Annotated in this window: 18 protein-coding genes; all 18 read left to right on the forward strand. The window is 33.4% G+C overall.

Translation table 11 applies throughout. The annotated features are described in order from the left end of the window. Positions 1 to 41: 41 nt before the first annotated feature. Positions 42 to 881 carry a peptide-methionine (S)-S-oxide reductase MsrA gene (msrA, locus tag SPJ17_RS04860; protein WP_321093194.1) on the forward strand — a complete coding sequence of 280 codons (840 nt, stop codon included), beginning with the start codon at positions 42 to 44 and terminating at the stop codon, positions 879 to 881. Positions 882 to 1046: 165 nt separating this feature from the next. Next, the gene (gene nifJ, locus SPJ17_RS04865; RefSeq protein ID WP_321093196.1) at positions 1047 to 4658 is read left to right on the forward strand and encodes a pyruvate:ferredoxin (flavodoxin) oxidoreductase; all 3612 of its coding nucleotides are present in this window, start codon (positions 1047 to 1049) and stop codon (positions 4656 to 4658) included. Between the two features lie 132 nt (positions 4659 to 4790). Continuing rightward, positions 4791 to 5231 carry a winged helix DNA-binding protein gene (locus SPJ17_RS04870; RefSeq protein WP_321093198.1) on the forward strand — a complete coding sequence of 147 codons (441 nt, stop codon included), beginning with the start codon at positions 4791 to 4793 and terminating at the stop codon, positions 5229 to 5231. Then, positions 5228 to 5758 (forward strand): phosphodiesterase, encoded by a 531-nt coding sequence (gene yfcE, locus SPJ17_RS04875; RefSeq protein ID WP_321093199.1) that lies wholly within the window; start codon positions 5228 to 5230, stop codon positions 5756 to 5758. The genes SPJ17_RS04870 and yfcE overlap by 4 nt, the downstream gene beginning before the upstream one ends. 83 nt (positions 5759 to 5841) lie before the next feature. Continuing rightward, complete coding sequence (locus tag SPJ17_RS04880) at positions 5842 to 6381, forward strand: helix-hairpin-helix domain-containing protein (protein WP_321093201.1); 540 nt, start codon at positions 5842 to 5844, stop codon at positions 6379 to 6381. A 163-nt stretch (positions 6382 to 6544) separates the two neighbouring features. Continuing rightward, positions 6545 to 8440 (forward strand): DNA internalization-related competence protein ComEC/Rec2, encoded by a 1896-nt coding sequence (locus SPJ17_RS04885; protein ID WP_321093203.1) that lies wholly within the window; start codon positions 6545 to 6547, stop codon positions 8438 to 8440. A 30-nt stretch (positions 8441 to 8470) separates the two neighbouring features. Further along, on the forward strand, positions 8471 to 9679 hold the full coding sequence (locus tag SPJ17_RS04890; RefSeq protein WP_321093205.1) for an FRG domain-containing protein: 1209 nt from the start codon (positions 8471 to 8473) through the stop codon (positions 9677 to 9679). A gap of 352 nt (positions 9680 to 10031) precedes the next feature. Then, on the forward strand, positions 10032 to 10736 hold the full coding sequence (locus SPJ17_RS04895) for a gamma-glutamyl-gamma-aminobutyrate hydrolase family protein (RefSeq protein ID WP_321093207.1): 705 nt from the start codon (positions 10032 to 10034) through the stop codon (positions 10734 to 10736). 12 nt (positions 10737 to 10748) lie between these two features. Continuing rightward, the gene (surE, locus tag SPJ17_RS04900; RefSeq protein WP_321093208.1) at positions 10749 to 11480 is read left to right on the forward strand and encodes a 5'/3'-nucleotidase SurE; all 732 of its coding nucleotides are present in this window, start codon (positions 10749 to 10751) and stop codon (positions 11478 to 11480) included. After that, entirely contained in the window at positions 11477 to 12283 is an 807-nt protein-coding gene (locus SPJ17_RS04905) for a 2-hydroxyacid dehydrogenase (RefSeq protein ID WP_321093210.1), read from the forward strand. The genes surE and SPJ17_RS04905 overlap by 4 nt, the downstream gene beginning before the upstream one ends. 8 nt (positions 12284 to 12291) lie before the next feature. After that, complete coding sequence (locus tag SPJ17_RS04910) at positions 12292 to 13398, forward strand: aldo/keto reductase (RefSeq protein WP_321093212.1); 1107 nt, start codon at positions 12292 to 12294, stop codon at positions 13396 to 13398. A gap of 188 nt (positions 13399 to 13586) precedes the next feature. After that, on the forward strand, positions 13587 to 14732 hold the full coding sequence (gene fucO, locus SPJ17_RS04915) for a lactaldehyde reductase (RefSeq protein ID WP_321093213.1): 1146 nt from the start codon (positions 13587 to 13589) through the stop codon (positions 14730 to 14732). Between the two features lie 28 nt (positions 14733 to 14760). Continuing rightward, a complete protein-coding gene (locus SPJ17_RS04920) occupies positions 14761 to 15126 on the forward strand; it encodes a NifB/NifX family molybdenum-iron cluster-binding protein (protein WP_321093214.1) in 366 nt (121 codons plus the stop codon). A 9-nt stretch (positions 15127 to 15135) separates the two neighbouring features. Then, positions 15136 to 17562 carry a hypothetical protein gene (locus SPJ17_RS04925; protein WP_321093215.1) on the forward strand — a complete coding sequence of 809 codons (2427 nt, stop codon included), beginning with the start codon at positions 15136 to 15138 and terminating at the stop codon, positions 17560 to 17562. A gap of 87 nt (positions 17563 to 17649) precedes the next feature. Then, on the forward strand, positions 17650 to 18219 hold the full coding sequence (locus SPJ17_RS04930) for a hypothetical protein (protein WP_321093216.1): 570 nt from the start codon (positions 17650 to 17652) through the stop codon (positions 18217 to 18219). Between the two features lie 90 nt (positions 18220 to 18309). Beyond that, positions 18310 to 22806 carry a DUF4011 domain-containing protein gene (locus tag SPJ17_RS04935; protein WP_321093217.1) on the forward strand — a complete coding sequence of 1499 codons (4497 nt, stop codon included), beginning with the start codon at positions 18310 to 18312 and terminating at the stop codon, positions 22804 to 22806. 75 nt (positions 22807 to 22881) lie between these two features. After that, the gene (locus SPJ17_RS04940; protein WP_321093218.1) at positions 22882 to 23388 is read left to right on the forward strand and encodes a hypothetical protein; all 507 of its coding nucleotides are present in this window, start codon (positions 22882 to 22884) and stop codon (positions 23386 to 23388) included. Positions 23389 to 23393: 5 nt separating this feature from the next. Beyond that, a partial coding sequence (locus SPJ17_RS04945) for a hemolysin III family protein (RefSeq protein ID WP_321093219.1) occupies positions 23394 to 23936 on the forward strand: 543 nt, incomplete at its 3' end.

Here is a 23936-nt window from a genome sequence, read left to right on the forward strand (position 1 = left end):
AGGATTCCAGCCTTTCTTTTTGTGAAATCGAGGTGATTCAAATGGTAGAGATATATACAGATGGTAGTTCATTTACAAATATTATTGAGGAGGCTTCCTTAATTAAAAGATTTACAAGAGAGTCCTATGCTATAAGATATAGAGATAAGGATAAGAGTCTATATGTTCTTGCACCCTATGCTGGAATGATGAATTTTGATGGGGATTTAGAATTAATGGAGGATTGCCTTAAGGCTTTATGGGATTTTAATTTAAAGCTTGGTGGGGTTCATGGAAGCCCTGAGGTAGCAAAATTATGCTCGGATACCTTTGTTAAGCTTTTTGGAGGTTTTTCCAAATTTAAAACAAAGGATGAAACAGGAGAAACTTATTTATTTTTTGAGGGTAAGATAAAAAGATGTCTTTTCGCTGGAGGCTGCTTTTGGTGTATTGCACAGCCATTTTATGACCAAGATGGTGTTTTAAGGGTATTAAGTGGATATGCAGGTGGGTCTGAATTAAATCCAAGCTATAAGGAGGTAAAGGCTCAGCTTACACATCATAAGGAATGCATTTTGGTAGAATACGATTCTTTAAAGACAGATTATACAAGAATGGTAGACATTTATTTTGAAAATATTGATCCTTTTGACTGTGGTGGACAGTATATAGACCGAGGAGATTCCTATGCTCCTGCGGTATTTAATTCCGATACGGAGGAGAAGAAGGTAGTTATAGAATATAAGTACCAATTATCTATAGAATGCGAAAGGGAATGTAATTTACCAATTTTAGAAAATGTTCCATTCTTTATGGCTGAGGAGGAGCATCAAAATTATGCAATTAAGAATAAAGAGGAGTTCGAAAAGGAATTGATTGCATCAGGAAGAAAGAAAGTATAAATCTTAGTTAAAACCGACATAATTGTCGGCTTTTTCTTTCTACAAAAACTCCATTATTATACTAAAGTATAAAAAGGAGTATTTTTTCCTTTTGTGCTATTGAATAAAACCTGAAAACGATTTATAATACACTATGGAAATTTATTACTCATCAGGAGGAAAAAAATGAGCAAACAAGTAAAAAGAATGGCTATTGATGGTAATTATGCTGCCGCATATTCATCTTATGCCTTCACTGAAGTAGCTGGTATTTATCCTATTACTCCGTCATCTCCAATGGCTGAGTATACAGATGAATGGGCTTCTCAGGGAAAGAAAAATTTATTCGGAATGCCTGTAAAAATTGTAGAAATGCAGTCTGAAGGTGGAGCTGCAGGAACCGTTCATGGTTCTCTACAGGCAGGTGCATTAACGACAACCTATACTGCATCTCAGGGTCTATTATTAAAGATTCCTAATATGTATAAGATTGCTGGTGAATGCTTACCAGGCGTTATCCATGTTTCTGCACGTACATTAGCTGCACAGTCTCTATCCATTTTCGGAGACCATATGGACGTTATGGCATGTCGTCAGACAGGATTCGCATTATTATGTTCAAATTCCGTTCAGGAGGTTATGGATTTAGCTGGTGTTGCACACCTATCTGCAATTTCATCTTCCATTCCATTCCTACATTTCTTTGATGGTTTTAGAACATCTCATGAGGTTAACACTATCGAGCCTGTTGATTACAAGGTATTCGACAAGCTATTAGACAGAGAGGCTGTAGCTAAGTTTAGACAAGAGGCACTAAACCCAGGTCATCCAAAGACTCGTGGTACAGCACAAAATGATGACGTATACTTCCAGACAAGAGAGCTTCAGGCTCAGAGGTATGAGGGTGTATACCCAGTTGTTGAAAAATATATGAAGGCTATTTCTAAGGCTACAGGACGTAACTATAGACCTTACCAGTACTATGGTGATCCTAAGGCAACACGTGTAATTGTTGCTATGGGTTCTGTATGTCAGTGTGCTGAGGAAGTAATTGACCTATTAACAAAGCAGGGTGAGAAGGTTGGTATCCTAGAGGTACATCTATATCGTCCATTCGTTGTTGATAAGTTCTTAAAGGCTATTCCTGCAACTGCAAAGAAGATTGCAGTATTAGACCGTACAATCGAGCAGGGTGCTTTATATGAGCCATTAGCTCTAGATGTACAGGCTGCATTCTATGGAAAGGCTAATGCTCCAAAGATTGTTGCTGGTCGTTATGGCCTATCTTCTAAGGATACAACTCCAGAGCAGATCGTTGCTGTATTCGAGAACTTAAAGGCTAGAACTCCAAAGGATCATTTCACTATTGGTATTAATGATGATATTAAGTATACAAGCTTACCTTTAGGCAAGCCAGTTGACGTTGCAGATCCTTCAACTACAGAATTATTATTCTTCGGTTTAGGTTCTGATGGTACTGTAGGTGCATGTAAGAATATCGCTAAGATTGTTGGTGATTATACAGACTTATATTCACAGTCTTATGCTGCATACGACTCTAAGAAGAGTGGTGGTTCTACAAGATTACACTTACGTTTCTCTAAGAAGCCAATTCGTTCAACTTACTTAGTTAATCAGCCACACTTCGTATCTTGCTCACTAGATGCATACTTAGATAAGTTTGATATGATTGATGGTTTACGTGACGGTGGTACATTCTTATTAAATACCGTTGTTGATAAGGATCATATCGCTGACCGTTTACCTAATAAATATAAGAGATTATTAGCAGAGAAGCATGCTAAGTTCTATATCATTGCTGCTAACGCTGCTGCAAGAGAGTGCGGTTTCCGTGCTGGATTGGGTGTTAACACAATTATGCAGTCTGCATTCTTCAAGCTAAATGAACAGATTATGGACTATGAAGAAGCTAAGGTTCATATGAAGGAATTTGCTACAAAGACTTACCTAAAGAAGGGTCAGGATGTAGTAGATCAGAACCATAAGGCTATCGACATGGGTGGTTCTAGATTAGTTGAGGTAGCTGTAGATCCAGCTTGGGCTAATCTTTCTGATGATGTAAAGGTAGTTGATAATACTCGTCCTGAATTCGTAAGAGAAATCGCTGATGTTATCAATTCTATTAAGGGTGATTCCCTACCTCTTTCTGCATTCGCTAAGTATGGTAAGGATTGCCATATGCCACAGGGTACAGCTGCATACGAGAAGCGTGGTGTAGCTACAGATGTTCCATACTGGACTGCTGAAAACTGTATTCAGTGTAACCAGTGTGCATTCGTATGTCCACATGCATGTATCCGTCCATTCCTATGTACTGAAGAGGAAGTTGCTAATGCTCCAAAAGAAGCACAGTTCCTAGAAGCTACAGGATTTAAGGGATATAAGTATTCCTTAGCTATTTCTACACTTGACTGTACAGGCTGCGGTGTCTGCTTAACGGTTTGTCCAGGTAAGCCAGTTAAGGGCGCTGATGGCAAGCCTGCTGTTGATGAGAATGGCAAGCCAGTTAAGGCTATGGCATTAAAGTCTAATACAATGGCTCAGTCTCGTGAAAAGAAGGAAGAAGTTGTATTTGAATATTTCGCTAAACATGTAACATACAAGAGCGATGTTGCAGGTAATGCTAACGCTAAGAACGTTCAGTTCGCTCAGCCATTATTCGAGTTCTCTGGAGCTTGTGGTGGATGTGGTGAAACTCCATACGTTAAGGCTGTTGCACAGCTATTCGGTGATCGTATGATGGTTGCTAACGCAACAGGTTGTACATCGATTTATTCTGGTTCTTATCCATCAAGCCCATATACAACAAATGCTGAGGGCCGTGGTCCAGCTTGGGCTAACTCATTATTCGAGGACAATGCTGAATTCGGTTTCGGTATGGGAATCGGTGTTGAAACATTAAGAGATAGAATCCAAACTGTTATGGCATTAAATGAAGATGCAATGCCTGAAGAAGCAAAAGCTTTATGTGCTGAATGGAGAGAAAATAGAACTTCTGGCGCTAAGACTAAGGAATTAGCTCCAAAGATTGTTGCTGCAATGGAAGCTATTGATGCTCCATACGCTAAGGAAATCTTAAGCTTAAAGGATTACCTAGTTAAGGTTTCTCAGTGGATCATCGGTGGTGATGGTTGGGCATATGATATTGGTTATGGTGGACTTGACCATGTTATCGCAAACAATGAGGATGTAAACATCTTAGTTGTTGATACAGAGGTTTACTCTAACACTGGTGGACAGGCTTCTAAGTCAAGCCGTACTGGTGCTATTGCTAAGTTCGCTGCAGCTGGTAAGCCAACATTCAAGAAGGATTTAGCATCTATCGCTATGTCTTATGGACATGTATATGTTGCTACAATTTCTCATGGTGCTAACCCTAACCAGGTAATTAAGGCATTAAAGGAAGCAGAAGCTTACCATGGACCATCTATCGTAATTGCTTATGCTCCATGTATCGCTCATAACATTAAGAAGGGTCTATTCATGTCTCAAATGGAGGCTAAGAAGGCTACAGAATGTGGTTATTGGCCAACATTCCGTTTCAACCCTGATCTAGCTAAGGAAGGCAAGAACCCAATGCAATTAGATAACTGCAAGGAGCCAAATAAAGAGCTTTACATGCAGTTCTTAATGAACGAAGGTCGTTATGCTCAGTTAACTAAGGTTAACCCAGTTAAGGCTCAGGAATTATTTGACCTTAACTTCGCTGATGCTTGCAAGCGTTACAGCAATTATGTATATCTTGCAGCTAAGGATTATTCAAAAAAGGCTGAATAATATAAATCTAAAGTGGTGATCATTCACCACTTTTCCTTTTCGGAAATTTAAGTCGATATTGATATAATCATCTTGAAAAAAATAATCTTTAATGCTAAATTTATAATACAAAGAAAGATTGGAGTGATCTTTATGTATGAAAATTCAGTAGAAAATAGAAAAAATATAATAGAAATGATTAAAGATCTATCGAGTTATTTTACAAACATCCGTGATGCCTTATGCGAACCTTACGGTCTATCTAGCATACAGGCTGTCATTATACTAGATGTATATCATCATCCAGAGGAAAGAAGAGTTACAGATATTTGTAAAAGATTACATAAATCCACAAATACGATTTCTCCATTAATTAATCGTCTAATTCAAAAGGGCTATTTAATGAAAAAGGTATCTAAGGAGGATGCTAGAAGCATGAAGGTGTATTTGACAGATAAAACTAAGGAAATGGTCGATAGCATTTTAGTAGATATCTCAGATTATACCTGGCCATTCTTTGAATCTATTTCGGATACCCAATTTGATCACATCTATACTGCGCTAAAGCTTTTACTCGAGGTTACAAACGAATGAAATATTTAATCGTATCGGATATTCATGGGGCAAGTGACTCTACAAGATTTATTTTAGAGGAATTTGAAAAAGAAAAATGTGATAAAATTCTTTTGCTTGGAGATGTTCTATATCATGGACCAAGAAATGACCTCCCACCATTTTATAACCCCAAAGAGGTCATAAAATTATTAAATCCTTACAAGGATAAAATCCTATGCATTAAAGGAAACTGCGAAGCAGAGGTAGACCAAATGGTCTTAGATTTTAAAATATTAGATTCTTTTGATGGAATATTAAATGATATAGAGGTTCACCTTGAGCATGGACATCATTTGGATTTATATCATGGCGCGTCTTTATTAGTTTTATTTGGACATACCCATATCCCAGAATGTAATTGGGATGAAAGAGGGTTCTATAAAATAAACCCTGGCTCCATTACCATACCTAAAAATAATTCTAAAAGAGGCTATGGTATATGGGAAAATCATACAATAACGCTATATACTATGGATCATGAGGAAATAGCGAAATATACCTATTAAATGCTACTTTTTGTAGCATTTTTTTCTTTTCTTGTAATTTTTTTTGAAATTTTGTCTATTTATTATTATGAGGAGATAAGAATATGTATAAGAAAAAAGAAATCATAATCATAATCATTATTTTAGCTATTACTCTATTACTATCCTTCCTACCTACCCTTATTTCGAGATTCAGTAATAATGTTAGTGATGTAGTAATACCGAATACCTTAAAGAATACAATACAAATTAAAATAGAGGGTGAGGTCAAGGAGGAGGTAACCTTAGAAGTACCTATAGGTGCATCCTATGGCTATATCATTACGAAAATAGAAAAATATTTAAATGAATACAGCATACTTGAGGATAATTTAAAGGAAAGATATTATAGTGATACAATAATTCAAATTGAATCCTCTGATACCTCCTGCTTCATAGAAGAGGTAACAGAGGAAGGTAAGATAAAAATATCTACTGCAGAAAAATATGAGCTTATACGCTTATATGGGATTGGGGAAGCACGAGCGAATAAAATTATTGAATATAGAAAGAATAAGAAAATCGAATCCTGGGATGAGCTTAAAAAAATTATAGGTGTATCGAATGAAATTATGGCATCAATTAAGGAAAAAGCCGTTTTGTAACGACTTTCATCTAATTCTTATTCCTATATTACTTTTTTTATTATCCTTAAAATATTGGTCGTTTTTTATTGTTTTAGGACTATTTTTGATACTTTTGTACAAAAAAAGTCGCCTATTAATTCCTATTTCGATTTTCTTGCTTATTTTTTCATTAGAAATTGGAATGATTTCTCTATTAAGAGAAATCCCTATACCAAAGGAAATAGATAGCTATGTTTTAGATGTAAAAAATGAGAATTCCTATATCCTTCTATATAAAGGAAATAAAATAGAAGTATCGGAATGGATGCATGAAAATAAACCTGGCGATTACATTCATTTGAAAATTGAACTAAAGGAAATGAATGAAAAAAGCTATGACTCTGATTTTGATTCTAAAGAATATCTATATGGAAAAGGAATATCCTATTTAGCAAAAGGGAAGACTATAAATAAAATCTATTCCTATTTTTCTATTTATTCCATTAAATATTATTACATAAGCTATTTAGAGAAACATTTAAGCAAAGAATCTCTAAGCTATAGCCTAGCCATGGTATTTGGTATGAATACCTTAGAAGAAGACCTCAAGGATTCCTATAGTATTTTAGGTATATCTCATATATTAGCGATTAGTGGATTACATATTATTCTTTTATTTAAAATAATATCCTTTATTTTACTTAAAGCATTTAAATATTATAAAAAGACGATTCCAATAGTATTTCTTATTACCTATGGAATTCTTATTGGGGCACCACCAAGTGCGCAAAGAGCTATTTTATTTGTTTTATTAGGTGCTATCAATAAAAAAGGAGAAGTTCCCTATACAAGATTAGATATCTTATCGATATCCTGTATAGGAATGCTTCTATTAAATCCATATCAAATCTATTCTAGTGGCTTTATATTATCCTATTTGGTTTCCTTTGTGCTCATATTTAATAGAAAAGATAGCAGCTTAAAAAGTGCATATAAAACCTATATATTGATTTATTTTTCTACATTTCCAATTACAATCAACATGACCAATAGAATATCCTTATTATCCTTTTTATTAAGCCCAATATTCAGTTTAATTTTATCCTTTATCCTAATACCTATATCCTATTTCGTTACTCTATTTCCTATCTTAGATTATGGGCTTAAATATATATTTATATTTACAAATTTCTATCTTGAAGGAATAACGGTATATAATTTATGTATAACTGTTCCATCCTTTACGATATGGAAATCCTTATTTTATTATGTATTCTTTATCTTTTTCATTTTTTCTATAGGAATGAAGAAGAAAATAATACCACCACTCCTTATTTTTTTATCTTATCTTTTATGTGCTATAAATATAAATATTTTAAATCCATTTTATGAGATTACCTATATCGATTGTGGACAAGGAGATGCCTGCTTGATACGATTGCCGAACAATAGAGGAAATATGCTAATTGATGCATATAATTCCTATGATTACATAAAATCCTTAGGGATCCATAAGATTGATATTCTATTATTTTCCCATTCAGATTCCGATCATATAGGAGATTTTGAAAAAATTATTAAAAATTTAAGTGTAGATAAAATCTATGCACCATATTCGGATATAAACTTTAAAGAGATAATGCCAAATTTCTCTATTACCTATTTAAAAAGTGGGGATAGAATCAAATTTGGGGATATAGAAATGGAAATACTTGGGCCTATAAATTCATATATAGATCCTAATTCCAATTCTATTGTTTTAAAATTTAAAATTCATGAAACAAAATATTTATTTACAGGAGATATGACAAAGGAAGAAGAACATGATTTGGCTATGAAATATGGAAGCCTACTCGATAGTGATATATTAAAGGTTGCCCATCATGGATCTGATACATCCTCAACAAAGGAATTCTTAGATTATGTAACACCAAAGATTTCTATTGTATCTGTTGCAAAGAACAATAGCCATAATTTACCAATACCCTATATCATAAAAAGATTAGAGGAATATTCTATAGTCTATAAAACTTATGAGTGTGGTAATATTACAATATTAGAGAGCTTTGGAAAAGTTCATATTTCAACTTACAGGTAGATTATGGTAAAATAATATCGAGGTGGTATTATGTTCAAACTTCACTTTGATAATCAAATCTTAGAGGGCGTATTTGTCTATGATAGTGATTTTGGTTCCTTCTTTATTACAAAATGGAGTACTGTTGATTTACCATTTTTAAGCATAAATCATTTTAATGTTTCGGATAATGATTTATATATGGTAATAAATGAAGAAGCAAATTATAAGATTTATTCCCTAAAAGATGAAGATAAGTTTATGTATTTATTTGTAAATCAGCATGATGAAAGAATAAAGGATATAGAATATTTATCCTTTGATGATTTTTCAAACAAGGTATCCGATATTAGTAATGTTTGCTTCAAGGCCTTGCTGGCGAGTGTTACCCACTTACCGAATGGAAATTATGTCATTGGTAATGTTGGGGACTATATAAAAGCAATAGAGGAATTAAAAAGAAAATATCCTTTGTGTGAGGCATTTTATAGAGGACATTATTCTTATAAATATACCCTTGTTCCATCTCTTTATAGAAAAAAGAAATATTACGATAATGAATCCTATATGTACATGGATTTTAAAACACAATTTTATAATGAATTATCGAATAAGAAATATATTGAAATATTAACGACTATGCAGCATTATAAAATGCCAACAAGGCTATTAGATACCACATCGAATCCACTAGTTGCCTTATTTATGGCTTGTGATAAGCCACAAAATTATAAGAATAAGGGCTTAGGTGTTGGTGAGGTTGTCGTTATGAATGAGGCAATAAGAAATGTAAAATATTCCGATTCTAATGCGACAACTCTATTATCTAGCTTAGCTGTACTTGAAACCAATTATAAGCAGGAGCTATATGAAAAGATTTTAGAATCTAAGGAAAAGAATGATCCATCGATTTATAAGAATTCTATTGCTTATAAAAGATTTGTTGCTGAGATACAAAATGAGCTTCCTTATTTTGATGAGACCTTCTTTACACCAGATGTATTACTTAGACCAAGACATGTAAAGGTTGGTATGATCAATGAAAGAATAATTGCACAAAGTGGATCCTTTATTCTATTTGGATTATGTAATTATGTGACAGGTGAATACCAGCATTTAAATACAGTTTCCAAAGAAAGAATATTCATTGTTCATAAGGAATATATAGAAGAGCAATTAAATATGCTTAATATTAATTCTGGTACAATGTATCCAGATAAAGACCATATTTCTGTATCTATTATGAAAAGCTACGAATAATGAATTCGTAGTTTTTAATCCTAAAGTTAATAGAAGCATTTAATTACACTATCATCCGCTAAAATACTTTACATTTTTGGGAATTTTGCTATATTATAGGTGAAGATAGATATATTCTCAAACGATTTATAATACAAAAGGAGCCTCGCTACCATAAGTGCGAAGTCTGAATACGGAAGGTGCCTCGCTACCATAAGTGCGAAGTCTGAATACGGAAGGTGCCTCGCTACCATAAGTGCGAATAAAGGCTGGGAATAATCCTGGCCTTTAATACTTATAAAGGAGAATTGTAGCTTTTTCTTTATTATGAAATAATAATATGTTAAAATTTAACATGTTGGAGATGATTATTATGAAGCCTATTATTGGTGTTTTACCCTTATACGATGAAGAATTAAATTCTATTTGGATGTTACCGGGATATTTAGATGGAATTAAGGAGGCAGGAGGGATTCCTGTCATTTTGCCTTATGGTGCAACAAGGGCTGAGCTTGAAGAATTAAATGGTATCGTCGATGGCTATTTATTTACTGGGGGTAATGATATTAATCCAAGCCTTTACAAGGCTAAGATTAAGGATACCTGCGGTAGAATTAATTCGATCAGGGACGATATGGAAAAGAATGTATATGAAATTGCAAAAAGTAGCGATAAGGCTATTTTAGGTATTTGTAGAGGTATTCAATTAATTAATGTGCTTGAGGGTGGGTCCTTATATCAGGATTTAGATAGTGATCATCCATCTAAGGTTTCTCACTTAATGAAGGGTGACTATAATTTGGGATTTCATTCGGTATATGTTTTTCATGATAGCCCATTAAGAGATTTAGTAAAGAGTGATTCCTTGATGGTAAATAGTATTCACCATCAGGCAGTAAGAAGAATCGCATCTAGCCTAAAGAGTATGGCTGTGTCTGAGGATGGTTTAGTTGAGGCAATTTACCATCCTAAGATGAAGTTTTGTTGGGCTTTTCAGTGGCACCCAGAATATATGCTAAAGGATTTGGCATCACAATTAATTTTCAAAGCATTCGTGGATGCAGCTAAAATAAAATAAGGTGGTTTTTTTATGGAAATATTAGTAGTAAATGATGATGGTGTTTTTGAGATTGGTATTAAAATACTTGCAGAAGCACTAAAGAAATATGGTAATGTAACGGTAGTTGCACCAAATACAGGAAGAAGTGCAGCCTCCCATAGCCTACAAATTCGTCAGCAAATTCACTTTGTAGAGGTAGAGGCTATTGATGGAATATTATGCTATGCATGCAGTGGAACTCCTGCGGATTGTGTAAGGCTATCTACAAGTGTACTTAAGAAAAAGTTTGATGTTGTTTTTTCTGGAATTAATGATGGCCTAAACTGTGGTACAGATATCCTATATTCTGGTACAGTTGCGGCAGCTAAGGAGGGTATAATTGAAGGTATTCCTGGAGTTTCTATATCTACAGATAGAGGATGTATGGAGCTTGCAAAAAGAGAGATTGATAGCGTATTGGAATACATTTTTAAGAATAAGCTATATTCCTTAGAATATGTTTTAAATGTAAATTTCCCTACAAAGAAATTTGATCATTCCTTAGGCTATAGATTCTGTAGACAGGGCATTAAAAGCTTTAAAACGGAATTTATTATCAATAATAAGGGCTCCTATGATGAATGTGATGAAAAAATAACCTATGATGATAACAAGGAAACCGATGTCTATTTAGGTATGCATGGATATACGACCTTTGTACCTGTAGGAATAGATCAAACGAATCATTTTTATTTGAAAAAATTAAAGGATTTAGGGATATGAAAATCTATTTGGTTGAATATGTTGATGAATCCTTCGTTTCAAATTTAAAATTAAATCATGAAATTGTAGATAGGATAGATACTGCAGATATTGTAATTACAAGAAATCTAAGAGTGGATAAAAGATTCATAGATCAAGCAAAGAATTTAAAATGTATTGCCATCCATGGTACAGGTATATCGGAAGTAGATATAGAATATGCTAAAAAGAAGGGCATCGCTTTATTCAATGCACCATACCAAAATTATGAAAGTGTAGCTGAATTTAGTATCTTTCTTGCACTAGAGGCAGCAAGAAAATATGGGAAAATGGAGCTATATAAAAAGCGTGCATGTATTTTAGGCTATGGTCATATTGGTAAAAGATTAGAAGAAATGCTTATAAATGCTTTTTCTATGGATGTTACGATTTACAAAAGAAAGGATTCCTTTAAAGAAAAGGTAAAAGATTGTGATTTTATCTTTATTTGTATGAGCTTAAATAAGGATAATTATCACTTCTTTAACGAAGAAAGATTAAAAGCTTTAAAGAAAAATGCTATTTTGATTAATACAGCAAGAGGTGCAATCGTAGATAGTCGATGCATTATAAAAGCATTAAGAGAAAATCATTTATTATGCTACGCAACAGATGTATTTGAGGATGAACCCTTAAAGATGGATAATCCCTTATTAAAGGAGAGAGTTATTGCGTATCCTCATATTGCATCGAACACGAAGGAAGCATTAAAAAATATAGGGGATTTGTTATATTTACAAATCAATCAATTTTTAAATAATGAACCCCCAAAGCATAGCTTGTAGGAGGATGTATGGAATATTTTGATTTTAAGGATGGCATTAAATTATCGCGCTTAGGTATGGGAAATATGAGACTTCCTATGAAGCCGAATAGTGAAGAAATTGACTATGAAAAAAGTCAAGAAATCATTGATTATGCCATGGCAAATGGCATAAATTATTACGATACTGCCTATGTATATTCTAAGGGTGATTCTGAAAGATTCTTAGGTTTTGCCATGAAGAAATATAAAAGAGATTCCTTTTATCTTGCAACGAAATGGCATTATGATGCGAACCCAAATTACAAGGAAGTATTTCAAGAGCAATTAAAAAGATTACAAACGGATTATATAGATTTCTATTTAATCCACTGTCTTACAGATTCGAACATAGATAAATATATTGCAAGTGGTGGAATTGAATTCTTCATGGAAATGAAGAGAATAGGTAAAATTAAATACCTAGGATTTTCCTCTCATGCAGGAGTAGAAACCCTAAAAAGATTTAGAGATTACACAAACTGGGATTTTGCTCAGCTTCAAATTAATTATTTCGATTGGATGTATTCCTCTACTAAGGAAGAATATGAAATACTAAGGGAAAAAGGCATTAAGACCTTTGTAATGGAGCCTGTAAGAGGGGGTAGGCTTGCAAGCTTAAATGAGGATGCAAGTAGGCTATTAAAGGCTTCTAAGCCAAACTTTAGCATTGCCTCTTGGGCCTTAAGATTTGTAAGAGGCTTAGATAATGTTGGAGTGATATTATCTGGTATGTCAAGCCTTGAGCAAATTATAGATAATGTAAATACATTTAATGATGATTACTGTCTAAAGGATAGTGATAAGAAGCTTTTATTTAAAGCCTGTGATATTTTTCATAAATCCTTATCTATTCCTTGTACAGGCTGTAGATATTGTTTGGATGATTGTCCAATTGAAATCAATATTCCAGCCTATTTAAAGCTATTTAACGAATATAAAATATCAGGCTATGATGCCTTAGAGGATAAGGATGAAATAAAAACAGTAGGTCATCCTAAGGATTGTATTTCCTGTGGTGCCTGTATGGGACTATGTCCTCAAAAAATTAAAATACCTGACATTCTAGAAGAATTAAAGAATCTATTAAAGGAATAATTTAAAATTTGGGGTTGTAAAAAACTAGGAATTGATATTTTTAAAACCTGGTTTTTTTACGGCCCCTTTGTTCTTTCTCAAAAGCTTTAACTTTATTTTTTTAAAGATATATAGTAAAATATTAGTTGATGAAGCGATACATTATAAAAAAAGAACGAGCATTTATAGAGTTAGAAGGAGGAAAAAATATGGCAAATCGTTTTATGTTAAATGAGACCTCATATCATGGTCATGGTGCAATCTTAAATATTGTACCTGAGGCAAAGGCAAGAGGATTTAAGAAGGCTTTAGTTTGTAGTGACCCAGATTTAGTTAAATTTGGTGTAACAAAGAAGGTATTAGATTTATTAGTTGAGGGTGGTGTTGCTTATGAGCTATATTCAAACATTAAGCCAAACCCAACAATTGAAAATGTAACAAGTGGTGTTGCTGCATGTAAGGCAGCAAAGGCAGATTTCATTATCGCTATTGGTGGTGGATCGAGTATGGATACATCAAAGGCTATTGGTATTATTATGACAAACCCTGAATTTGCCGATGTAAGAAGTCTTGAGGGTGTTGCACCTACAAAGAATCCTTGCTTACCTATTATTGCTGTTGCAACTACAGCAGGTACTGCAGCTGAGGTAACCATCAATTATGTTATTACAGATGTTGAAAAGAAAAGAAAATTTGTATGTGTAGATCCACACGATATGCCAGTGGTTGCTATCGTTGACCCAGATATGATGTCAACAATGCCAAAGGGCTTAACTGCTGCAACAGGTATGGATGCACTTACTCATGCCATTGAGGGTTACATTACTCGTGGTGCATGGGAAATGAGTGATATGTTCCATATTAAGGCAATTGAGCTAATTGGAAAGAATTTAAGAAAGGCTGTTGCAAATGATAGAGATGGTAGAGAGGGAATGGCATTAGGACAGTATATTGCTGGTATGGGATTTTCGAATGTTGGTCTTGGAATTGATCATGCAATGGCACATACATTATCTGCATATTATGATATTCCACATGGAGTTGCATGTGCTATGCTACTTCCGATTTCAATGGAATTTAATCAAGAGGTAACAGGAGAAAAATTTAGAGATATTGCCAAGGCATTAGGCGTAGCAAATACAGAATCTATGAGCCAAGAGGAGTATAGACTTAAAGCCATTGATGCGGTTAAAAAGCTATCTTTTGATGTTGGTATTCCAACAAAATGTGAGAAAATTAGAAAAGAGGATTTAGATAATTTAGCAACAGATGCACTTCATGATGCATGCTACCCAGGTAATCCAAAGGAAGCTACCCATGAGGAAGTTAAAGCATTATTTATGAAATTAATGTAAGTATATACTATACTAAGGAGGAATCACTATGAAAATTGCAGTACCTTACGATAGAGGGAGAATAGATCCACATTTTGGACATTGTCAGGCTATGGTTATCTTTGATACAGATGATGAGAAAATACTTGGGAAAATGACGATTCCATGCCAAGGCTCAGGTCATGTATATATGACGGGCTTAGTAAGAAAGCTTAAGGCTGAGGTTGTACTTGCAGGACACATGGGAAAGCCTGCACTCACAACCCTAAGAGAGGCAAATGTTAGGGTCTATATGGGATTATCTGGTAGCCCAGAAAATGCCGTAATTGCTCTTTTAGAGGGTAGCTTAGAAAGCTTCAATACCGCAAGATTAGATTTATCCCAAATGGATGACCACTGTGACTGCGGAAAATAGGAGGTCTTTATGAATAAATATGATTTGTTTCATTTAACAGATAAAGGAATATCCTCTGCAGTAATCAATAATATCATTCTTTCTGGAATAGATTTATCTAATGTTACAGGAATGGGATTTCTTGAATTTGTAAATGAAACAGGAATAAAAAATGAGGATTGCTATAATGCATTATGTGAATTATCTAAAGAAACACATAATGTATATAATATATTTGCTCTAACCTCCTGTGGAGTATCCGATAAGGTGTGTCAATCCTTAAAGAAAAAGGGTATTACCTCCTTATTTATGATAAGACTATATCCAGATATTTTGCTGAAGCAAAAATATAATTTAACTGAAGGCAACATAAGAAAAATTATGGATGCTATTTTAGCAATCAATGAGCCTTTTGATAAACAGAAGGAAGAGGTAAAGAATTATTTAGAATCCTTATACCAGGATATGGAATATATGAATCTATTAAAGAAGAGTATATTAAAGAATTTAGGTGAGGATTATATTATGGAAGATGAGCTATCTATTAAGCTTGAGGAATGCTATAGATATGGCTCATTAATGGATAGAGCACTAGAGGATTTATCCAACCAAGAATTCATTGAAAATTCTTTATTTGGTATAAAGAAGCTACAGGCAAATTTAAAGGAATTTATCTTTAGCTTATCTGAGGATAAAACCTCAGGCTTATTAAAGGATTATTTAGAGGGTGTACCTTTAGATAAGCTTGCCTTAGATTATGGTATTCAAAAGGAAAAGATTAAAGCTACATTATCCAAATATCCATTCCCTATATTAAGTGAGGATGAATATTTAGATTTATATTATTCCTATCATTTAAATATCGATGAATTTTCTAAAATCTTCCAGCTAGATAAATCGGTATTCCGCTATTTAGAAATAAAGGCGAAAAAGCCAAGGGGTACAAGAAATATTTTAGAGATGCTAGAGGATGAAAGAGTTAGTCCTGATGTAAGAGTAAATATTCAAAATACATTAGGAAAATACGCAAAAATCCATGGCATTAGCGTCTTAAAAACACCATCCGATATATTAGATATTTATGCAAGATTTGATTTGAAGGATACTCTATCAGAAAAGGATATTTTTCTAGATTTTAAGAAATATTGGTTCAATTTATTCCATGAGGAATTAAGCATTAATGAAAAGCAATTCGTGCAAATATTAGATAATTCTAAACAAATTTTAGAGGGTAAAAATGGCTTTAGATATTATAATTCCTTAGTTATTGATTCAGGATTCTACCATTCCTTATCCTTAGGTCAATATATTGATATTGAGGCTTCAGCAAAGATTATTTTTGATGCACATTTCGATTTGATGCGTGCTTATGACATCAAGGATGAATATGAGCTTTATTTCTTGCTAAAGAAGACTGCTAGAAGCAATTCAATAGAATTCATTAGAAAGCCAATTATCGTCTTTGGTGCAGGAAATAGAAACAATCAAATTAAATCTATTTTATTTGAGCTATCTCCTGTTTCTATGGCCGATTTTACAAAGGCCTATTCCAAGGTATTTGGTGTAAATGAAAAATCCTTCTCGAATTATGCAGCTAAGCAATTTAGTCCATATTATCAAAACGCAACATTTACTGTACAAACACCAAAGCTTAGAGAAGAAATATTAAATATGTATAAGGAATTATTGACAGATGATTTCTATTTCATATCGGATATTGGCCCTCTAGCAAATAAAAATGGAATTCCATTCCAAGAATATTATATTAATAAAACAACGTTAAAGAGCTTAGGCTATGAGGATGGTATAAGATGTATCTATAAGGATAAATATATATCCTTAAGTGATTACGTGGAAACTCTATTTAAGGATGAATTATATCTAAAGAGAATGGATCCAAAGCTTATATCCTTACCTGAATTCCAAGAAGCTTTAAGAAAGAGAATATATTCTTATGAATATATTGAGGTTGAGCCTTATCACTATGTTTCTTTAAGCATGCTTCAAAATGATGGTATTACCTTAGAATTGATTCATGATTTTGTTGAGCTAGTTAAGAATTCTGTTTACGAGGATGAAATATTTACGATTACATCCTTAAGAAATAAGGGCTTTAGCCATCCAATATTAGAAAAGAAGTATTCCGACTATTTCTATTCTAGCTTATTTATTCCATCTAAGGATATCATCTACCAAAGATGCTATAGCACAGATTCTGTAATATTAAAGATTCGTGTTCAAAAGGAGGAAATGGGTATTTCATCCTTAATTGAACAGATTGTTGAATCGAAATATTATATGTATTTGCCAGACATTGTAAGAGATTTACAAATGATTTATGGAATTAGCTTGAGTGAAACACAAACAAAGTTATATATCTCCTTAACAGATATTTATTGTAATCCAGATACAATGCTATATTATTTGAATTACGAAACCTATAAGCGTATGAGATAAACCAGCGATTGCTGGTTTATTTTCTTAAAATTTCACATTTATTTTGTTCTATTTTAAGTGTATACTTAAAATAAAAGGAGAAGATGTATGAAGGTATTAAAGGATAAGGATACATTATTTGTTTTTGTATCACATATAGTATCAGCTATATTAATGATTGTAGGAAGTATCCTACTTGTTTCAAAGGGGCAAACCCTAGAGGTAATGATTATTGTACTAGGCTTTTGTGTTTTCGTATTAGCATTACTCATTTTATTAAAAAAGGTAGAAATCCTAAAATTTTATATGCCAATTCTATATTTCTTAATTGGTGTAGTATATTTCATAGGATTTATATTAGACATCATAAATGGATATCTTAATATTGGTAGTGCAGCAGAGATCATTACAGGCATATTATTTATATTCTATGGATTTGCTTCTATAGATAAATTATCCTTGAAGAAGAGGATTCCTTATTTAAGAGCTATAGAGGTACTTGGCTGTTTTATCATGGCATCCTGTATATTTTTCGTTTTATTTTCAGATGCAAGCTTTGGATATTTATTTTCGAAAATAAATGGTAAAGTGTCCTTGCAAAAGGTAGATTTGATTTTGATTTTTGTAGGCTATACAATACTTTCTATATCGAATTCTACCTATGGAAATGAGGAATAATTTTACGAAAACAAAATAAAATCCACCCTAAAGGGTGGTTTTTCTTTTGCCTTCTTGATATAATAACATATATAGGTATGGGGTGTAAGTATGACGAGAAAAGAATTGGAAGATCGCTTAGCTGCGGTTACAAACCAGCTATTAGATTTAGGAAAAAGAAATAGATTACTAAATTATATAGATAAGGGCTTAAAAACATTAGCCATTTTAAATAGAAATGTGGAAGAGGTATTCCGTGGAGTAAAGCAGTATAGAGACTTTACCTTCTTCCCAACGGATGAGGCATTACTTGAGGTGCAAAATAATCCTGAGCAGGAGATAATTGGACCAAAGGATAACTTACTTGACCTTGAGAATGATACCGTCTATGAGGCTGTAAGAAGAATGCAGGAGAAGAAGGATGAGCTTATTTGCTATAAGAAGCAGCATGGGCTTTTGAAGGCTTTAAAGGCATTGAAGAAGGAATTTACATTCTCTATTGTGGAAAAGGGAATGAATTCACTATACCTTTCTGTATGCTTCTTGCATTATAAGGAAGAGGAAATTGAATATAAGGCTCCTCTACTTTTAATACCTGTTGAAATTAATAATGATTCAGGATCCTTCGTAATTCGTCAATATGAGGATGAAATTATTTTAAATCCAACCCTAAGATATTATTTTACATCTGTATTTAACACAGATTTAGTCCCATACAATAATGAAGCATTAAGTACATATCTTGAGAAGGCAAGAGCGGCTTTGCCTTTAGGTGTAGAACTTGAGGAGGGTTTATCCTTAGGTATTTATTCCTTCTATAAAATGAATATGTATAATGACTTAATATACAATAGAGATTTCGTTTTAGAGAATGCGAATATTCGTGCATTATTGGGTGAGGAGCATGGATCTTGGGATGCGAATTTTAATGAGCCACTATATCCCGTTGTAAACTGTGATTCCTCACAGCTTAAGGCAATACAGTATGCCGCAAATGGTAAATCCTTTTGTTTACAGGGCCCTCCTGGGTCTGGTAAGAGCCAAACCATTACGAATATGATTTCTTCTATGCTTGGCGTAGGAAAAAAGATCTTATTCGTATCGGAAAAGATTGCCGCTTTAAATGTAGTTTATGAAAACCTAAGAAGAGTAAGACTATCGGAATTCGCACTAGAATTGCATTCGAATAAGGCAAACAAAAAGGAATTCATTGAGAATATGTATCGTACGGCAACCTTGCCTAGATATGATATTGAGCTTAAGACAAGATTCTTAGGTACAAAATATGAATATTTTAGGAATAATTTACATAATTATGAAAGCAGTCTTCATGAGGTTATTCCTTCCTTAGGTGTTTCCTTGTTTGATTTATATTCCATCTATTTAGATACAAAAAGTGAGCCTGTGCCTTATGAATTAAAATTTATGGATACCTATAATTTAATGGATATGGATCGTATTTCTAAATCCTTAAGGGATTATGCAGGATATGCAAAAATCATTGGATTTAGGGATTATAGAGAATCCCCATTATATGGCTTAAATCAAATTTCTGAGGAATATATTAAAATGGGGCTTAGGGCAGATATTGAGGCCTCCTTAGATTTACTTAAGAAAATTGAAAGCATACGATTACCATTAAAGGGTATTGGCCTTGATGCATCCAATATTATTGATGCCATGAAGGCAATTGAAATTGCAAATAAGATTGTGCAAATTAAGCAATATAGACCTTTATATATGTTTAAGAAGAATCGTGTCATTATTAACGATATGATTAAGAAATATATGTCCTATTCTAAAGAGATTAAGACCGACATTTTAAATATATATAAGGAAGATATTTTATCTTTAGAATTACCTAAGATTCGTGCAGATTATGCAAGGATGATGAAGGAAACTAAGGGTATCTTTAAATCGCAAACGAAGGAATTTAAGGAGCTAGATTTAAAGGTTCAATCCTATCGAGTAGCAAAGGCTAAGCCTGAGGTAGTTGTTGAGGAATTAAACGATTTAGTTAAGCTAAAAGCCTATAAGGCTCAAGCAGATAATGCTGCAGCAAGCATTGCTAAGTCCTTAGGTAGTGATGCACTTCAAAACCTAAGACAAATTCTATTAGATGTTAAGGCGGTAGATTCCTTACCCGATATGTCCATTTCTACACAAGCATTCAATATGCTTAAAAATGCTTGGGAAGCAAATGATCTAGATTTAGAAGAGCAGCAAGCAGAATATAAGAATTTATTAAATCTATCTCGTATTTTTAAGATTAAGCAATTCAATATTACAAGCTGCACAATAAAGGAAGCCTACGATAGAATTGATGAGGTTAATAAGGAAAGAAATCATATTTCAAATTATAGAAGAACCCTAGAGATTATTGATGAGCTAAAGGATAAGAATGCTGAGGAATTCTTGTATTATTATTTGGATAATCAATTTAATCTAGATGAAATCTCCCCAAGATTTAAGAAGACCTTCCTAAAGAATAAGATTGATTCTGTTCATCATAGTGGAGATTTCTTACAATATTTTGAAAATCAATCGATTGATGATATCATCGATGGATTTAGAGATTTAGATGAAAAGACATTGACGATTAATAGAGATATCATCATAGCGAAAAATAGTCAAAAAAGACAAAATGGTATGGCGGTTGAAGGCTCTATGTTTAAGGTTTTGGAGCGAGAGCATGAAAAGAAGACAAGGCAAAAACCAATCCGACAATTGCTTGAGCAAATTTTTGAGCTTGCCCTTGAAATTAAGCCCGTATTCCTAATGTCTCCACTTTCTGTATCTACCTATTTAGCGAATATGCCAAATATGTTTGATTGCGTCATCTTTGATGAAGCATCTCAAATCTTTGCTTGTGATGCCTTAGGCTCGATTTATAGAGGTAAGCAATGTATTATCATAGGGGATGATAAGCAAATGCCACCATCGAATTTCTTTATGGCACAGCTAGATGATAATTCTGGTACAGATGAGGAATTAGAATATGACCTAGAATCCATTTTGGATAAGGCTATGGCAACCTTTGAAACCATTGCCCTAAAGTGGCATTATAGAAGTAGAAGCGAAGAATTAATTACCTTCTCAAATAATGCATTCTATTCAGATAAGCTAATTACTGTTCCGACCCCAAGAATTCACTCTACCGGTTTTGGTGTTGATTTTTACTACGATCCTACGGGTAGGTATAATACGCAAACTAGAACGAATATCTTTGAGGCCTCAAAGGTTGCAAAGATGGTTATTGACCATTATAAGAATAGTGATAAATCCTTAGGCGTTGTAGCCTTCTCATCAAGCCAGGCAGATGAGATTCAGCGTGAGCTTGATAAGCTAATTAAGGAGGATCCATCCTTAAAGAAGTATTTCCAAGAGGATATTGATGAGCCATTCTTTATTAAGAATCTAGAAACTGTACAGGGTGATGAAAGAGATCGAATTATCTTCTCTATTTGCTATGCATATAACGAGGATGGTAAATTCATGCAAAGATTCGGCCCGTTAAATGTTAAGGGCGGAGAAAGAAGATTAAATGTTGCGGTAACTAGAGCGAAGTATAATGTATCGATTGTATCCTCTATTCGATATACAGATATTAAAACAAATACAAGTTCAAAGGGTGCCCTACTATTAAGAGATTATCTAGAATTTGCTGAAAATGTTGTTGCAGCTAAGAATTACACGGAAGAATCTAATGGTATTATAAGATCCGTTCAGGAATACTTAGAATCCTTAGGCTATACGGTCCTACCTCAGTATGGATCTAGTGCGTTTAAGGTTGACCTTGCAGTTAAAAAGGATGATGATTTCATTATGGCCATTATGATTGATGGTAAGAGTGAATATTCTTCAAATGTTACAGATACCTATAGACTTGAAAAGCTTTTGCTTGAGCGCCAGGGTTGGAAATATTTTAAGCTTTTCGCAACCACTTGGGTAGAAAACCAAGAGGCAGAAAAGGAAAGATTATTCGATGCGTTAACGCACGATGAGGATGAAGCGACTGACGCAATTTCTGTTAAGATGCATGATCGTGATGAAGAGGTAGATACCTATTTAAGAGAGGATAATACAGTAGATGTAGATGATTTCAACTTCGAAAGCTATAGAAGATTAGATTTATTTACATCAAGAAAATCTCTTCAAAAGGGTATAGGATCTTTAGTTGAGGCATTAATTGGTGCGGAAGGACCAATTCATAGAGAATATCTATATAAGAGAGTTGCAAATATTATGGAAAAGGAAAAGCCAAATAAGGAAATCAAAACACAGGTGGATGATAATATCCCAACGAAGGTTTTAAGAATGGGCGATTTCTTTATGAATTACGATCAAATGAGTAAAATTAAGCTAAGACTGAATTCCGATCGTGAGGCAAACCAGATTTATGTAGATGAATATATGGATGGTATTATTGGTGTTGTAACAAAACAAAATGGTATCACGGTCCAAGGCTGCTATAAAACTTTAGTTCAGATTTTAGGCTTTGATAAGGTTTTGGCATCGACAAGAAAAATACTTGACGAAGCACTAGAATCCTTAATTCACAATAAGAAAATAGAAAGAAGAGTAGATAATTTATATCTAATCGTTTAAGAGGAGGATTATATCCTCCTTTTTCTTGTGGATTCGTGGTAAATTCAGTATAATAGTAAGAAAATGAGGGCTATTATGGAAAATTATTTTACTTATTATAAAGGTTATAAAGAAAATAAGAATATAAGAAATGCAAATCCAATTTTGGTATTAGCTATTACTATAGTATTCCTTTTAACCTTGGCCTTTGGACTCTTAGGTATTATCCTTAGCTTAGCTAAGGGGAAAAGCTTTAGTGAAATATTTAGCTTAGCCCCAATTTTGGTTCTTATGACATTTTTATCCATGATTCTTGTAATACCAAATTTTTTATGTTATTTCTATTTAATAAGAAGTAAAAAAGATGATGCTTTATGGAAAAACATTAAGATATATTTAGAGGATAATGAAGAAATTAGCATACAGGCTAAGGTAGATGAGGATATTCTATATTTAAAAACATGGAAGATAATTTCTATTCGTAAAGAGGATATAGAAGAAATTATAAGAGAAGATAAAATCAAAATGATTTTTCATTTGGACAAGGAATATTATATTTTATTTAACTCAATCGATTTTGATGCATTAAATTTTGGGAGGTGATTTTCTTGAATTTAGAGAAGGAAAAGAAAAAAGAACTAAAAAGACAGGCTAAAGAAGAAAGAAAATCTTTAAAATTACAAAAAAAGCAGGATAAAAAGACCTATAAGGCTCACGAAAAGGTTTATATTGAAGAAGAAAAGGAAGAAAGAAGAAACGCTCTACTAACGGAAAGAGAGCTTGAAATTAGAAGAAAAAATGAAGCTCCCAAAAGAAGTGTACTAGAGGAAATCGGTAATTCCATTTCCCATGGCTTAGGTGCAATATTTGGTATTGTTGCCTTAGTATTAATGCTTCTTAAAAGTGATACACCCATGAAGATTACTGGATCTATTGTATATGGTACATCCATGATCATTATGATGCTTATGAGCTGCCTATATCATGCATGGAAGCATGGACTTAGGGTAAAAAGAATCTGGAGAAGATTTGATTATTCTTCCATCTATTTACTGATTGGTGGTACATTTGCACCACTACAGTTAGTTGAGCTTGGACAAAACCAAAATCAGCCACTTTGGGCTTGGATTTGGTTTGGTGTAATGTGGGGG

Origin of the sequence: Anaeroplasma sp. (assembly GCF_034179385.1) — a bacterium.
In the GTDB taxonomy this organism is placed as follows: domain Bacteria; phylum Bacillota_I; class Bacilli_A; order Acholeplasmatales; family Anaeroplasmataceae; genus Anaeroplasma.